Source organism: Nocardia stercoris, from assembly GCF_003696265.1.
GTDB classification, from domain to species: domain Bacteria; phylum Actinomycetota; class Actinomycetes; order Mycobacteriales; family Mycobacteriaceae; genus Nocardia; species Nocardia stercoris.
This window is the reverse complement of record NZ_RFFH01000007.1, coordinates 216,450-229,974: the sequence shown is the minus strand read 5'-3', so window position 1 is coordinate 229,974 and position 13,525 is coordinate 216,450. Positions and strand designations below refer to the sequence as shown.

The 13,525-nt window shown below is 69.4% G+C and carries 13 protein-coding genes; 8 read left to right on the top strand and 5 right to left on the bottom strand.

What is annotated here, in order from left to right; all coding sequences use genetic code 11:
• The first annotated feature begins 45 nt into the window (after positions 1–45).
• The gene (locus tag EBN03_RS18500) at positions 46–948 is read left to right on the top strand and encodes an SGNH/GDSL hydrolase family protein (protein ID WP_122189302.1); all 903 of its coding nucleotides are present in this window, start codon (positions 46–48) and stop codon (positions 946–948) included.
• A 216-nt stretch (positions 949–1,164) separates the two neighbouring features.
• On the opposite strand, the gene EBN03_RS18495 is transcribed toward EBN03_RS18500, so the two are convergent.
• The 3 genes from EBN03_RS18495 to EBN03_RS18485 all read right to left on the bottom strand — a co-directional run bounded on the left by EBN03_RS18495 (position 1,165) and on the right by EBN03_RS18485 (position 4,336).
• The gene (locus EBN03_RS18495) at positions 1,165–2,400 is read right to left on the bottom strand and encodes a globin domain-containing protein (RefSeq protein ID WP_122189301.1); all 1,236 of its coding nucleotides are present in this window, start codon (positions 2,398–2,400) and stop codon (positions 1,165–1,167) included.
• A 158-nt stretch (positions 2,401–2,558) separates the two neighbouring features.
• Complete coding sequence (locus EBN03_RS18490; protein ID WP_122189300.1) at positions 2,559–2,993, bottom strand: RrF2 family transcriptional regulator; 435 nt, start codon at positions 2,991–2,993, stop codon at positions 2,559–2,561.
• 107 nt (positions 2,994–3,100) lie between these two features.
• A complete protein-coding gene (locus tag EBN03_RS18485; RefSeq protein WP_122189299.1) occupies positions 3,101–4,336 on the bottom strand; it encodes a PucR family transcriptional regulator in 1,236 nt (411 codons plus the stop codon).
• A gap of 116 nt (positions 4,337–4,452) precedes the next feature.
• On the opposite strand from EBN03_RS18485, the gene EBN03_RS18480 reads away from it, so the two are divergent.
• Both EBN03_RS18480 and EBN03_RS18475 read left to right on the top strand, forming a co-directional pair.
• Positions 4,453–5,994, top strand: a complete 1,542-nt coding sequence (locus tag EBN03_RS18480) for a flavin-containing monooxygenase (RefSeq protein WP_122189298.1) — start codon at positions 4,453–4,455, stop codon at positions 5,992–5,994.
• 52 nt (positions 5,995–6,046) lie between these two features.
• Positions 6,047–6,892: an SDR family NAD(P)-dependent oxidoreductase gene (locus EBN03_RS18475; protein WP_122189297.1), complete on the top strand. Its 846-nt coding sequence runs from the start codon at positions 6,047–6,049 to the stop codon at positions 6,890–6,892.
• A gap of 64 nt (positions 6,893–6,956) precedes the next feature.
• On the opposite strand, the gene EBN03_RS18470 is transcribed toward EBN03_RS18475, so the two are convergent.
• Positions 6,957–7,421 (bottom strand): thioesterase family protein, encoded by a 465-nt coding sequence (locus EBN03_RS18470; RefSeq protein ID WP_147471631.1) that lies wholly within the window; start codon positions 7,419–7,421, stop codon positions 6,957–6,959.
• A gap of 196 nt (positions 7,422–7,617) precedes the next feature.
• On the opposite strand from EBN03_RS18470, the gene EBN03_RS18465 reads away from it, so the two are divergent.
• From EBN03_RS18465 to EBN03_RS18450, 4 genes are read left to right on the top strand one after another with little or no spacing between them, the layout of a single operon-like run.
• On the top strand, positions 7,618–8,682 hold the full coding sequence (locus EBN03_RS18465; protein ID WP_122189295.1) for a phosphotransferase family protein: 1,065 nt from the start codon (positions 7,618–7,620) through the stop codon (positions 8,680–8,682).
• Between the two features lie 9 nt (positions 8,683–8,691).
• Positions 8,692–9,915 carry an acyl-CoA dehydrogenase family protein gene (locus EBN03_RS18460; RefSeq protein ID WP_122189294.1) on the top strand — a complete coding sequence of 408 codons (1,224 nt, stop codon included), beginning with the start codon at positions 8,692–8,694 and terminating at the stop codon, positions 9,913–9,915.
• A 7-nt stretch (positions 9,916–9,922) separates the two neighbouring features.
• The gene (locus tag EBN03_RS18455) at positions 9,923–10,540 is read left to right on the top strand and encodes a TetR family transcriptional regulator (RefSeq protein WP_122189293.1); all 618 of its coding nucleotides are present in this window, start codon (positions 9,923–9,925) and stop codon (positions 10,538–10,540) included.
• Positions 10,541–10,550: 10 nt separating this feature from the next.
• Positions 10,551–10,988 carry a VOC family protein gene (locus EBN03_RS18450; RefSeq protein WP_122189292.1) on the top strand — a complete coding sequence of 146 codons (438 nt, stop codon included), beginning with the start codon at positions 10,551–10,553 and terminating at the stop codon, positions 10,986–10,988.
• A gap of 9 nt (positions 10,989–10,997) precedes the next feature.
• On the opposite strand, the gene EBN03_RS18445 is transcribed toward EBN03_RS18450, so the two are convergent.
• Complete coding sequence (locus EBN03_RS18445) at positions 10,998–11,756, bottom strand: DeoR/GlpR family DNA-binding transcription regulator (RefSeq protein ID WP_122189291.1); 759 nt, start codon at positions 11,754–11,756, stop codon at positions 10,998–11,000.
• A 187-nt stretch (positions 11,757–11,943) separates the two neighbouring features.
• On the opposite strand from EBN03_RS18445, the gene pgi reads away from it, so the two are divergent.
• Positions 11,944–13,515: a glucose-6-phosphate isomerase gene (gene pgi, locus EBN03_RS18440; protein ID WP_122189441.1), complete on the top strand. Its 1,572-nt coding sequence runs from the start codon at positions 11,944–11,946 to the stop codon at positions 13,513–13,515.
• The last annotated feature ends 10 nt before the right edge of the window (positions 13,516–13,525 follow it).

The window sequence follows — 13,525 nt, the reverse complement described above, 5'->3', positions numbered from 1 at the left end:
AAACTGTAACCTCTGTGACTCATGCATGTTTCCGAAAGGTAGGCAATGAGCACGTACGGTCGTTGGCTGCTGGCTGCCGCCGTCGCCGCGGTAGTCCCCGCCGGTTCCCAGGTCGTGGCCCAGGCCGCCCCCGCCGCCGACTCGAGTACCGGCGCCGACGTCGTGGTGTTCGGTGACTCGTTCGCCTCCGACGAGCCCCTGGTCTCGCACGAGGCCGTCGACGACTGTGTGCGCAGCGCCACCTCGTGGCCCAACCAGCTGAAGGCGCTGACCGGGCTCACCGGCACCGGCAAGTTCGTCGACGAATCCTGCTCGGGCGGGTCGATCGACACCGGCACCGGCTACACCCTCACCGTGCAGGCCCGCCTCGCCGCGCAGGCCGGCGCCTTCGGGCCGGACACCAAGCTGGTCGCGGTCCAGCTCGGCATGAAGGACTCCTGGCGCAACGGTACCGTCGACGGTCCCTACTCGAAGATGACCGCGTGCGACGGCTTCGACCTGTCGTGCCTGGACACCGACCAGACCTGGGTGACCGACGACCACGGCATCACCGGGACCGCGTTCGCGGACCGCATGCGCAAGGTCGTCGACTACATCCGCTACTACGCGCCGAACGCTCGCATCGTGCTGGTCGGCTACCCCGAGGAGCAGGCGCCGGGCACCACCACCCTGTGCCAGAAGGTCGGCCCGGTCTCGATCCCCGTGCCCTACGCCCCGATGACCGGCTACCTCGACTGGCTCGACAAGGCCCAGCGCGAGGCCGCCGGACTACTGGGCGCCGAGTTCCTCGACGTGCGCGCGCTGACCGCCGGGCACGGATTGTGTGCGCCGGAACCGTGGGTCGCCGACGTGAACCCGCCCGACATCGGGCAGCCGATCACACTGCACCCGTTGCCGGCGGGGAACACCGCGGTCGCCGAGGCGCTGGCGAGCCGGGTCACCGGCTAGATCGGCACCTGGCAATACTGCCGTCGCGCAGGCACTTTCGAGGCTGCTCGCGGGTCGTTCGTCACGCATCGAACACCCTGCGGAGCGCGGCGGTGACATCGGCGGCCGCTGGGTGGCCGACGAAACCTGGATAACCGTCGGGCCGGACCGACCGATGCGTGTCGCGGGCGTAGGCGGCAGCGAACCCGGTCGCCGCCGCCTGCGGGTCGCGCCGGATCAGTGGTCGAGCAGCCAGTCGTTCGGGGCGAACAGCTCGTAGTGCACCCGGTCGCGGGGAACGCCTGCCGCGTCGCACTGGGCGCGCATCGCCTGCAGGAATCCGGTACCGCCGCACAGGTAGTAGTCGGCATCGGCGGGCAGACCCAGGGCGTGCATGGTGATCGTGCCGGTGTGCGCGCCTGCCGCGGGCTGCTCGTACCAGACCGACAGCTCGGCATGGGGGAGCGCGGCGACCAGGGCGCGCTGCTCGCGGCGCAGCGGGTGCGCGCGCTGCGAGCGGTCGGCGTGCAGGACGGTGACCGCGCGGTTGGACCCGGACCGGTGCAGGTGGCCGAGAATGCCCAGCATCGGGGTGATGCCGATGCCCGCCGAGATCAGGACCAGCGGTCCGGCGGCGTCCGGGTCGACGGTGAGGTCGCCGAACGGAAGTGTGACCTGCAGCCGGTCGCCGACGTGGACCTCGAGGTGCAGCCAGGTCGACACCGCGCCGGGCGGCCGCTCGCCGTCGGCAGGCACGTGCCGCACCGCGAACGCTTGGCGGCCGGGGCCGCGCGCGTCGACCAGGCTGTACTGCCGCAGCTGCCGGGCACCGTCGGCCAGCTCGGCGCCGACCGAGATGTACTGTCCTGCAACCCCTTCCGGCAGCGGACGGGCCGGATCGGCGGACTCCACCACGAAGGTGACCACATCGGAGGGGTCGTCGATCCGCTCGACCACCACCACCTCGCGGAACACGTCGCCGGGCGCCACACCGGCCGCGTCGTACAGTTCGCGCTCGAAGCCGATCAGGGTGTCGGCGAGCAGCCAGTACACCCGGTCCCAGGCCGCCGCGACCTCCGCGGTCACCACATCGGCGCCGAGCACCGCGACGATCGCCCCGAACAGGTGCTCGTGCACGATCGGATACTCCTGCGGCACCACCCCCAGCGACGCGTGCTTGTGCCCGATCCGGGACAGCAGTTCCCGCGGATGCGGCAGGGCGGGATCGACCAGGTGCGCGGCGTAGGTGGCGATCGACGCGGCCAGTGCCCGCTGCTGCTCGCCCTGCGCCTGATTGCCGCGATTGAACTTGTCCCGCAACAACTCCGGGTGCGCAGCGAACAGCCGGCGATAGAACTCCGCGGTGATCTCGCCGATGCCGGCCGCCACGAGCGGCAGGGTGGCGCGCACGATCTCCGCATGGTGTTCTTCGAGTTCCGCGACGGCGGGTGCGGGGGTCGACATCGTTGTCATGGTGGTCTCCTCACGAGCAAAGAAATCTCCGGCGCCGGGCGCCGAACGAATTCCACCGTAACTATTTCCGTCGCCGGTAATCCAATTCCACAGCCGTGGTTTATATTACGCGAGAATTTGCGGTTTTTACCGCCTGGGTCACCCCGGGCGGTAATGGTTCATCGCGCGGACAGATGCAGTATCTTCCGCAGCTGCGGATTCACCAGATCGTCCAGCGAGTACCCGTCCAGATGGCGATAGAACTCCTCCTGGGCCTGGTCGAGAACCCGCCGCAGCCGGCACGCGGCCGACAACGGACACGGATGGTCACCATCGCATTCCACGACCTCGGCCGCGCCCTCCAAGCCCCGAACGATCTCACCGACGGTGGCCGACCGGCCGCGCGTGGTGAGGAATATGCCGCCGCTGCGCCCGCGATGCGAATCGACCAGACCGAGGTCGACCAGCTTGGAGACCGCCTTCGCCACGTAATGTTCGGACGCGTTCACTTGGCGAGCAATGATTTTCGTGGTGACCCGCTCCTCGGCGCTGCTACTGACCGCCAGCCGCATCATCGCACGCAGGCCGAGATCGGAGAACCGGGAGAGTTGCATGCCGCCACGGTACTTAATTCCACCTCCCGGGCGCGCATTTTGTCGCTGTGGGCTTGAATACGCGCTCGCGTGCGGATTATGTGCAGCCGGTCACAGCCGGAGTCGGGTCAGCGGAACCAGCGCAGCGCCTCGAGGGCCGCGCCGACCGCGATCACGTTGGCCGCCAACGGGCGCGGCAGCAGTTCGTCGGCCCGGGTCAGGCGGCGCACCACCGTATTGCGGTGGGTGTAGAGCCGGGCGGCGGTGCGGGTGGTGCTGCACTGTGTCTCCAGATACACGGTGACCGCCTCGATCACTTCGGGCTCGGCCTGCGCCAGCGCACCCAGGGTGTCGGCGACGAATTCGCGGGCGCGAATCGGATCGGCGGCCAGTACCGACACCAACTGGATGTCCTCGTACCGGGCCAGGCGCCGGGCCGGGATGCGGGCGAGCATGCGCTGGGTCTCCAGCGCGTCGAGGTGGCTGCGCCGGAACCCGTCGAGGTCCACGCCGGGCCGGCCCACCGCGACCTGGACGCCGGGGATCGCGGCGAGACCAGCCGTCACCGGTTCCGGGTCGATCGCGGCGTCGACCGGCAGCCACAGCCACAACGCCGCGGCACTGGCCACGATCGTGAGCCGGTGCACCGCGCCGCCGGCCTCCATCAGCAGTTCGGCCGCCGTCTCCAGGTTCCCGGCGGCGCTGGGGGTCGGCGCCCACACCACGGCGGCGGTGTGCGGGCCGGTCAGGCGATAGCCGAGCTGGGACTCGGCTTGGGAGCGCCGGATCGGCGCGCCCTCCAGCAGCAGCGACACGGTGGCCCGGCGTTCGGCGTGGGTGCCGCCGACGAGGTCCGCTCGTTCGGTCTGCATGCGCGCCGTGACGGCCGAGACGGTGTCCTCGATGAAGGTGGAGACCGACAGGGCCGCCAGTTCGAGCAGTTCGCGCAGCTGCCGGTGATCGTCGGTGAGCGTGAAACAGATGTCCATGAGGTATTTCCACACCACGGTGTAGCTGGTGCGGTAGGCGTCCAGTGAGCTCTCGTCCAGGCCCCGGCGCACCAGGTCCCGGGCCGCCGAGAGCGCCTCGGGGCCGACATTGGGCGGCACCCGGCGGCCGGGGTCGCTCACGTTGGCGTTCGCCCAGTGCCGCACGTTGGCCTCGTTCACGCGCCGGACCGCCGCTGCGAGCGCGGGATCCTCGGCGACCGGGCGCATCCGTTCCCCGGCGAAGGAGGCTTCGTGCAGTTGCTCGAGCCATTGCGCGGGCGCTGCCAGCACCAGCTCGGCCGCCTGCCGGAGCAGGGCGAGGACGTCGGGTCCGGGAGTGGGCCAGCTCACCGGCCGTGCAGCATCTTGCACCATGCTTCGATGATCCTGGTTCTGTTTGCTGTAGTACAGGCCTGCCTCGATGGCCGAGACTCGAGTCACAGGTCGCGTCGCTGCCCAAAGACGCGGAGTCGGATCCGAGGAGAGCCCCCATGCAGACCACTCAGCCCACCGACCGGTCGTCCGCCGGCGCGGAGTCCGTCGAACACGTCGACGTCCTGATCGTCGGCGCCGGCATCTCCGGAATCGGCGCGGCCCGCTATCTGCGAACCATGCTGCCGCACAAGAGTTTCACGATCCTCGAGGCCCGCGCGGGCCTGGGCGGCACCTGGGATCTGTTCCGGTACCCGGGAATTCGCTCCGACTCCGACCTGCACACCTTCGGTTACGAGTTCAAGCCGTGGCGGGACGAGGAGTCGATCGCCGACGGCGACCGTATCCTCGCGTATCTGCGCGAGACCGCCACCGAGAACGGGATCGACGGTCACATCCGCTACCACCACCGGGTCGTCGGGGCGGCGTGGTCGTCGGCCGAGGCACGCTGGACGGTCACCGTCGAACGGGCCGACACCGGTGCGCGGTTCGACCTGACCGCCGGCTGGCTGTTCTGCGCCGGCGGCTACTACCGCTACGACGAGGGCTACACCCCGGAGTTCCCCGGCCGGGATCGCTTCCGCGGCACCGTCGTCCACCCGCAGCACTGGCCCGCCGATCTCGATTACACCGGGCAGCGCGTGGTGATCATCGGCAGCGGCGCCACCGCGGTGACCATGGTTCCGGCGATGGCGGACACCGCCGGGCACGTCACCATGCTGCAGCGGACCCCGACCTACGTCCTGCCGATCCCGAAGCGGGACCCGATCGCGAACCGGTTGCGGCAGTTGCTCGGCGACGAGCGCGGCTACGCGTGGGCCCGCCGCAAGAACATCGCCCAGCAGGCGCTGGTGTGGCGCTTCTGCCAGAAATATCCGCGGGCGGCACGGCGCGTCATCCGCAAGCTCAACGCCGATCGGCTGCCCGCCGGGTATCCGGTCGACGAGCACTTCAACCCGCCGTACAACCCGTGGGAGCAGCGGCTGTGCACGGTCCCGAACGGGGATCTGTTCCGGGCCATCCGGCAGGGTACGGCGTCGGTGGTCACCGACCGGATCGTCACCTTCACCGAGACCGGCATCCTGCTGGAGTCGGGCCGCCACCTCGAGGCCGACATCATCGTCACCGCGACCGGCCTGAACGTGCAGACTTTCGGCGGCGTCGAGTTGACGGTCGACGGCCGGGCGGTCCAGCTGTCGGAGACGGTGGCGTTCAAGGGGCTCATGCTCTCCGGCGTCCCCAACTTCGCCTACGCCATCGGCTACACCAACTCGTCGTGGACGCTCAAGATCGGGCTGCTGTGCGAGCACCTGTGCCGGCTGATCGCGCACATGGACGCACACGGTTACCGGGTGGTCCGCGCGGAGCCCGCGGACCCGGCGATGCCGAAGCGCCCGTTCCTGGACTTCGCGGCGGGATACATTCAGCGCGCGGTCCGGTCCCTGCCCAGCCAGGGCGACCGGATGCCGTGGCGGACCTCGATGAACTACCAGGACGACGTCCGCATCCTGCGGGCGGCCGACGTCCTCGACCCCGAACTGCACTTCGACCGCATGCCGGACGCCCGCCCGGCGCGGCAGGCCGAGTCGGCCCACGCGTGACCGGTACTCTCCGGCGCACAACACCTTTCGCTCGATCCGTAGGAGTTCGTCCATGACCTCGTTCACCGGGAAAGTCGCTGTCGTCACCGGAGCCGGATCCGGCATCGGGCGCGCCCTGGCCCTCGAGCTCGCGCGCCGCGGCGCTCGGATCGCGGCCTCCGACGTCGACACCGAGGGCCTGGCCGGGACAGCCGAGCAGGTGCGGGCGCTGGGTGCCGAGATCCACAGCGCGACACTGAATGTCACCGACCGGGACGCGGTCCTCGGCTACGCCGACGACGTCCGCGCCCATTTCGGTGTCGTCCACCAGGTGTACAACAACGCCGGGATCTCCGGCGACGGACTCTGCGTGCTGGACAACGACTTCGAGGTCTACGACCGGGTTCTCGGGGTGAACCTGTTCGGCGTGATCAACGGGACCAAGGCGTTCCTGCCGCACCTGATCGCATCCGGCGACGGCCACGTGGTCAATATCTCCAGCCTCAACGGCTATCTGGGCCAGCCGACGCTGAGTGCGTACTGCGCCAGTAAGTTCGGTGTCCGCGGTTTCACCGAATCGCTGCGTACCGAGATGCTGGCGGGCCGCCACCCGGTCCGGGTGACCACCGTCCACCCCGGCGGCGTCAAGACCAATATCGCGTCGAACGCCGCCATCGCCGAGCAGAACGGGATCGAACCGACCGCGGCCCAGCGCCGCCGCTCCGATATCTACAACCAGAAGCTGCTGCGGATGCCGGCCGCCACCGCGGCCACCGTCATTCTCGACGGCGTCGCGGCGGGGTCCCCGCGCATCCGCGTCGGCCGCGACGCGAAGACCGTCGACCTGTTCGTGCGGCTGTTCCCGAAGCTCTACCCGAGGGTCGTCGCCCGGGTCGAACGCCGGGTGTTCGGCGCCTGAGCCGCGAGCGCGAGAACCCCGGCCCGCGAATCAGCCTTCGGCCCAGGGGTTCTCGCGTGGGCAGTCAGTTCCGCGGCAGCTGGATCGTGCGGCCCACACCGTCGGGCCGGCCGGCCGCACACTGTTGCGCGGAGAAGTGTTCGAGCCGTGCGACGACCTCCGGGGGCATCGGCGCGGTCCGGCGGGTGCCGAGGTCGACGTGCAGGTCCAGCTGTTCGAATGCCGCGGCCCGCACACCGGTCTCGAGCACGCGCAGCTCGTGGAAGAAGTGCAGTCGCTTGGCGTCCAGGCCCAGCAGCCAGGAGTCGACGGCCAGCCGCGCCCCGCGGCGCACCTCACGTTCGTAGGTCATCGCGCCCTGGACGACCATCTTCCCGAAGCCGGTCGTGTGTACGTAGTCGTCGCCCAGCCCGATCATCTCGGTGAACGCGGCGTGTGCGCGGTACACCAGGATTCCGTAGTACTGGGCGTTCATGTGGTCGTTGACGTCGATCCACGCCTCGTCGACATCACATTCGAGGGTTCGCATCTCCGGCACCTCCTGCACTCACCGTCGTGGGTCCCGGTGGTGCACCGGGTGACGGTCACGCACCCGACCATACAACCAAGCGCTTGCTTGGTATACCTCTGGGAACCGCCCGCGACCGTCGTCGAGGGGTCGAATTCGCGCAACCGGGCCGCTTGGGCAGGCGGCCCGGGGTAGGTTATCAAGCGCTTAGTAGCCTATGGGGTGTGAGACTTCCGCCGCACACCGCCGAAAGGACCGCGCTGTGGACGCAACACCGGGGCTGGATCCGGACCGCCTCGCCACCTGGCTGGCCGAGGCGCGGCCGGGACTCGTGGCCGGGCCGCTGCGCGGGCAGCTCATCGCCGGCGGGCGATCCAATCTCACCTTCGAGGTCACCGACGGCAAATCGGCCTGGATCGTGCGGCGGCCGCCGCTGGGGCACGTCCTGGCCACCGCGCACGATATGGGCCGCGAGTACCGGGTCATGACCGCCCTGCGCGATACCGAGGTGCCCGTCCCGGCGACCTACGCGCTGTGCGAGGACCCCGAAATCCTCGGTGCGCCTTTCTATGTCATGGAACTCGTGCCCGGCATCCCGTACCGGGCCGCGGCCGAACTCGTCCCGCTGGGACCCGACCGCACCGCGGCGATCTCGGCCGAGGTGGTCGACACGCTCGCCGCGCTGCACCGGGTCGACCCGCAGGCAGTGGGTCTCGGTGAATTCGGGCGGCCCGACGGATTCCTGGAACGTCAGGTCAGGCGCTGGCGCAAGCAACTCGACGCCTCCCGGTCCCGCGACCTGCCCGCCGCCGACGAACTGCACGCGTTGCTCGCGAAACATCAACCGCCGCAGTCGCCGACGGGGATCGTGCACGGCGACTACCGGCTCGACAACGTGCTCGTCGACGACGCGGACCGGATCACCGCCGTGATCGACTGGGAGATGAGCACCCTCGGCGATCCGCTGACCGACCTCGGCCTGATGGTGGTCTATCAGCGAGCGGGCGACCTCGGCATGCCCGGCGCCAACGACGCCACCACCGCGCCGGGCATCCTGCCCGAAGCCGAAGTCCTGGACCGGTACGCGCGCCGCTCCGGGCGCGACCTGAGCCGGATCGGGTTCTACATCGCGCTGGCCTCGTTCAAGCTCGCCGTGATCGCCGAAGGCATCCACTACCGGCACCTGCAGGGCAAGACCGTGGGTGACGGCTTCGAAACCATCGGCGCGATGGTCGACCCGCTGCTACGGGCCGGGATCGCGGCCCTGACCGACGAGAATTGAGGGACAACGATGTTCGAGCTCTCCGACCGCGCCGCCCGCTACCGCGACGACTTGCTCACCTTCATGGACGAGCACGTCTACCCGGCCGAGCGGGTCTACCACGAGCAGATGGCGGCCGCCGGCGACCCGCACTTCCATCCGCCCGTCCTGGAGGAACTCAAGGCGGCCGCGCGCGAGCGCGGCCTGTGGAATCTGTTCCATCCGCACCCGCAGTGGGGGCCGGGCCTGACCAACAGCGAGTACGCGCCGCTGGCCGAGATCATGGGCCGCAGTGCGGAACTCGCGCCCGAGGCCACCAACTGCAATGCGCCCGACACCGGGAACATGGAAGTCCTCACCCTGTTCGGATCCGAAGAGCAGCAGCGGGAGTGGTTGCAGCCCTTGCTGGAGGGCACCATCCGCTCCGCGTTCGCCATGACCGAACCGGCGGTCGCCAGTTCCGATGCCACGAACATCGAGCTGCGGATGGAACGCGACGGCGACCACTACGTCCTCAACGGCCGGAAGTGGTGGACCTCCAACGCCTTGCACGCCAACTGCCGGGTCCTGATCGTGATGGGCAAGACCGACCCGGATGCGCCGGTACACCGGCAGCAGTCGATGCTGGTCGTCCCGATGGACACCCCGGGTATCACGGTGGTCCGCAACCTGCCGGTCTTCGGCTACCAGGACCGGGAGGGCCACGCGGAGGTCGTCTTCGAGGACGTGCGGGTGCCGAGCAGCGCGGTCCTCGCCGGGGAGGGCGCCGGATTCCTGATCGCCCAGTCCCGCCTCGGGCCCGGCCGCATCCACCACTGCATGCGCGCGATCGGCATAGCCGAACGCGCCCTCGATCTCATGATCGACCGGGCGCAGGCCCGCACGACGTTCGGTGCGCCGCTTGCGGATCGGGCCAATATCCAGGACTGGATCGCCGAGTCGCGGATCGAGATCGACATGGCCCGGCTGCTGACCCTGAAGGCCGCGCATCTCATGGACACCGTCGGCAACAAGGCCGCCCGCACGGAGATCGCGGCGATCAAGGTGGCCGCGCCGCAGGTGGCGCTGAAGGTGGTGGACCGGGCGATCCAGGTGCACGGCGGCGGTGGGGTCAGCGACGACTTCCCGCTCGCGAGCATGTACGCGCACCTGCGCACGCTGCGGCTGGCCGACGGACCCGACGAGGTGCACAAGCGCACCATCGCGCAGTTGGAGCTGCGCCGCCGGGACCCGTCCTGGGGTCGCAAGGGCTGACCGAGCCGTGACCGACACCGGAGACCGCTCGCGCGCGGACGACACCCGGGCACGGCTGCTGCAGGCGGCCGTGACCGCGTTCGCCGAGCGCGGCTTCCACGGCTCCACGACCCGGGACATCACGTCCGTCGCCGGGCTGAGCTCGGCCGCGATCTACGTCCACCATCGCTCCAAAGAGGAGCTGCTGTACCAGATTTCGCGGACCGGTCATCTGGAGTCGTTGGCCCAGGTCCGCGCCGCCGTGGCCAGTGCGGACGACCCGACCGGCCAATTGATCGCGGTGATGCGCGATTTCGCGATCCATCACGCCCGCGAACACACTGTCGCCCGGGTGATCAACTACGAACTCGCGGCGCTCGGTCCGCAGCATCGCGAGGAGATCCGGGAGATCCGGCAGCGGATCGACGGCGAGCTGCGGGCGCTGCTCGAGCGCGGCATCGCCACCGGCGATTTCGACAATCCGAACTCGCACATGGCCGCCGCGGCCCTGCTCTCGCTGGGCATCGATCTGGCCCGCTGGTATCGCGACGACGGTGCGTGGACGCCGGAACAGATCGGCGACTACTACGTCGACCTCGCCCTGCGCATCGTCGGCGCCCGGCCCGACCCGCAGGCCGGTCGGTAGCCTGTAGCGCATGGCCATCAAACTCGAGAACGTCGCCATCGCCGTCCGCGACCTCGACGCGGCGATCGCCTTCTTCACCGACCTCGGTCTCACGGTCGTCGGCCGTGACACCGTCAGCGGCGAATGGACCGACACCGCAGTCGGTCTCGACGGCAACCACGCGAAGATCGCGATGCTGCAGACCCCGGACGGTCAGGGGCGGTTGGAGCTCTTCGAATACATCCATCCCGCGGCGATCGAGACCGAACCGACGCTGCCCAACGAGATCGGCATGCACCGGGTCGCGTTCTCGGTCGACGACATCGACGCGGCACTCGCGATCGCCGCGAAGCACGGCTGTCACCCGCTGCGCGGTGTGGCGAACTACCAGGACATCTACAAGCTCACCTATGTCCGTGGTCCCAGCGGCATTCTCGTGATGCTCGCCCAGGAGCTGCAGCGGAACTGACGGCGGGCGTCAGTCGCCGACGCGGAGCAGGCGGGCGCCGAACGGTTCCGCGTGCTCGGCGCCGAGCCCGGCGTCGGTGACCAGGGTGTCGATCTCGTCGATATCGGCGACCTTGGCCAGCGCGCGGTGGCCGAACTTGGAGCTGTCGGCGACGACGAATGTCGTTGCGGCCGCAGCGATCATGGCCTGTTTGACCGGGACCTCGAGGGTGTTGGTGTTGGTGATGCCGGCGGTCGCGTCGACGGCGTCGGCGCCGAGCACGGCCCAGGTCGCGGCGTAGCCGCGCAGGAAATCCACGGTCCGGTCGCCGGCGAGGGTGTAGACCGAGCCGAGCAGTTCGCCGCCGGTCACCAGCAGGCGGAAACGGTTCAGTCCCGCAACGTATTCGGCGATCCGCAGGTCGTTGGTGATGACGGTCAGGCCGGTGTGGTTGCGCAGTGCCACCGCGACCTGATAGGTGGTCGAGCCGCTGTCGAGTACGACGCTGTCCCCGTCGCGCACCCGCGCCGCGACCGCGCGGGCGACGGCGGTCTTCTCCGCCGCGTGCGACATCCGCTTCACCTCGTAGGGCAGGTCGGTGGTGACGCCCGGCATCGGACGGGCGCCACCGTGGGTCCGCTGGATCTGCCCGTCCCGCGCCAGCGCGTCGAGGTCGCGGCGGACGGTGGAGGCATCGACGCCCAGTACCCGGGCCAGGTCCTTGGCCTCGACGTAGCCGTCGGCGATCAGCCGGTCGAGAATCACCCGCCGACGGGCGCTGGCGAGCACGGTTACCTCCCTGCAGCGTTGGACAGCACCACGAGTCTAGGTGCCCGAGCGTACTCGAATCCGTGCAGGCATTGACTACTAGCGAGTAAATCTGCATGATTTCGCGCATGCTTTGCCTGATTTCGAGCAGATCGGCCACCAGATTACTGCGCGTTTCCGCGCAAGCATGCGGCGCGGCGGTCCCGGCATGACCGCGACCGCGTTGCCCGCGTGGGCCGAACTGCACTCCCACCGACACGATCTGACCGGCACCCGGATCGCCGACCTGTTCGCCGCCGACCCGCGGCGCGGGCCCGAGCTGACGATCGAGGACGACGGTCTGGTCCTCGACTATTCGAAGAACCTCGTCACCGCACGGACACTGGAGCTGCTCGTGCGGCTCGCCGAACAGCGGCAGCTGAGCACGGGCATCGAGGCGATGTTCGCCGGCGACCACGTCAACGTGACCGAGGATCGCGCCGCACTGCACACCGCGCTGCGCGCCCCCGCCGGCGCCGGGCTGCCGCAGTCCGCGGCCGTCGAGGCGGTGCTGGCCCGGATGAGCGCGTTCGCCACCGCGGTGCGCTCGGGCGCCCGGCTCGGGGCGACCGGGAAACCGATCCGCGCCGTGGTCAACATCGGGATCGGCGGCTCGGATCTGGGCCCGGCCATGGCCTACCAGGCGCTGCGCGAATTCGCCACGCCCACCATCGATCTGCGCTTCGTCTCCAATGTCGACGGCCACGACCTGACGCGGGTACTCGACGAACTCGACCCCGAGACCACCCTGTTCGTGGTGTCGTCGAAGACCTTCACGACCGTGGAGACACTGACCAACGCCTATGCGGCGCGCGAGTGGCTGCTCGACTTCGTCGACGATTCCGACGCGGTGGCACAGCATTTCGTGGCGGTCTCGGCCGACGACCGCGCGGTCGCCGCGTTCGGGATCGATCCGGCGCACAAGTTCGAATTCTGGGACTGGGTCGGCGGCCGGTATTCGCTGTGGTCGGCGATCGGGCTGTCGGTGATGATCGCGATCGGGCCCGACAACTTCCGGCAGCTGCTCGCCGGCGCGCACGCCATGGACCGGCATTTCCGCACCGCGCCACTGGATCGCAACATGCCGGTACTGCTCGGCCTGCTCGGCATCTGGTACCGCAACTTCTGGGACGCGCAGACCCACGCGGTGCTGCCGTACGACCAGCGGTTGTCGCGGTTTCCCGCCTACCTGCAGCAGCTGGAGATGGAGAGCAACGGCAAGTCGGCCCGCCGCGACGGCACCCCGGTCGCGGTGGGCACCGCCCCGATCGTGTGGGGCGAGCCCGGCACCAACGGCCAGCACGCGTTCTTCCAATTGCTGCATCAGGGAACCGTTTTCGTGCCGTCCGACTTCATCGGCGTGCTGCGGCCGCACCACGATCTACCCGGCCACCACGATCTGCTGATGGCCAACCTGTTCGCCCAGACCGAGGCCCTGGCCATCGGCCGGCCTGCGGCCGGCGCGGGGACGCACCGCGATTTCCCCGGCAACCGGCCGAGCAACACCCTGCTGCTGGCCGACCTCACGCCGTATGCGCTGGGCCGGCTGATCGCCCTCTACGAGCACAAGGTGTTCACCCAGGGCTGGATCTGGAACATCAACTCGTTCGACCAGTGGGGCGTCGAACTGGGCAAGTCGCTGGCGACGCGGATCGTCGCCGAACTGAACACCGAACAGCAACTGGGCCATGACAGTTCGACCAACGCGCTCATCGAGCGGTACCGCCGCGCCCGGCAGTAACACCTATCGG

Coding starts and splice junctions, on each gene's coding strand:
- EBN03_RS18495 (WP_122189301.1), bottom strand. CDS start 2,400: ATGACAACGATGTCGACCCCCGCACCCGCCGTCGCGGAACTCGAAGAA.
- pgi (WP_122189441.1), top strand. CDS start 11,944: ATGACCGCGACCGCGTTGCCCGCGTGGGCCGAACTGCACTCCCACCGA.
- EBN03_RS18460 (WP_122189294.1), top strand. CDS start 8,692: ATGTTCGAGCTCTCCGACCGCGCCGCCCGCTACCGCGACGACTTGCTC.
- EBN03_RS18485 (WP_122189299.1), bottom strand. CDS start 4,336: ATGGTGCAAGATGCTGCACGGCCGGTGAGCTGGCCCACTCCCGGACCC.
- EBN03_RS18500 (WP_122189302.1), top strand. CDS start 46: ATGAGCACGTACGGTCGTTGGCTGCTGGCTGCCGCCGTCGCCGCGGTA.
- EBN03_RS18490 (WP_122189300.1), bottom strand. CDS start 2,993: ATGCAACTCTCCCGGTTCTCCGATCTCGGCCTGCGTGCGATGATGCGG.
- EBN03_RS18480 (WP_122189298.1), top strand. CDS start 4,453: ATGCAGACCACTCAGCCCACCGACCGGTCGTCCGCCGGCGCGGAGTCC.
- EBN03_RS18475 (WP_122189297.1), top strand. CDS start 6,047: ATGACCTCGTTCACCGGGAAAGTCGCTGTCGTCACCGGAGCCGGATCC.
- EBN03_RS18470 (WP_147471631.1), bottom strand. CDS start 7,421: ATGCGAACCCTCGAATGTGATGTCGACGAGGCGTGGATCGACGTCAAC.
- EBN03_RS18450 (WP_122189292.1), top strand. CDS start 10,551: ATGGCCATCAAACTCGAGAACGTCGCCATCGCCGTCCGCGACCTCGAC.
- EBN03_RS18465 (WP_122189295.1), top strand. CDS start 7,618: ATGGGGTGTGAGACTTCCGCCGCACACCGCCGAAAGGACCGCGCTGTG.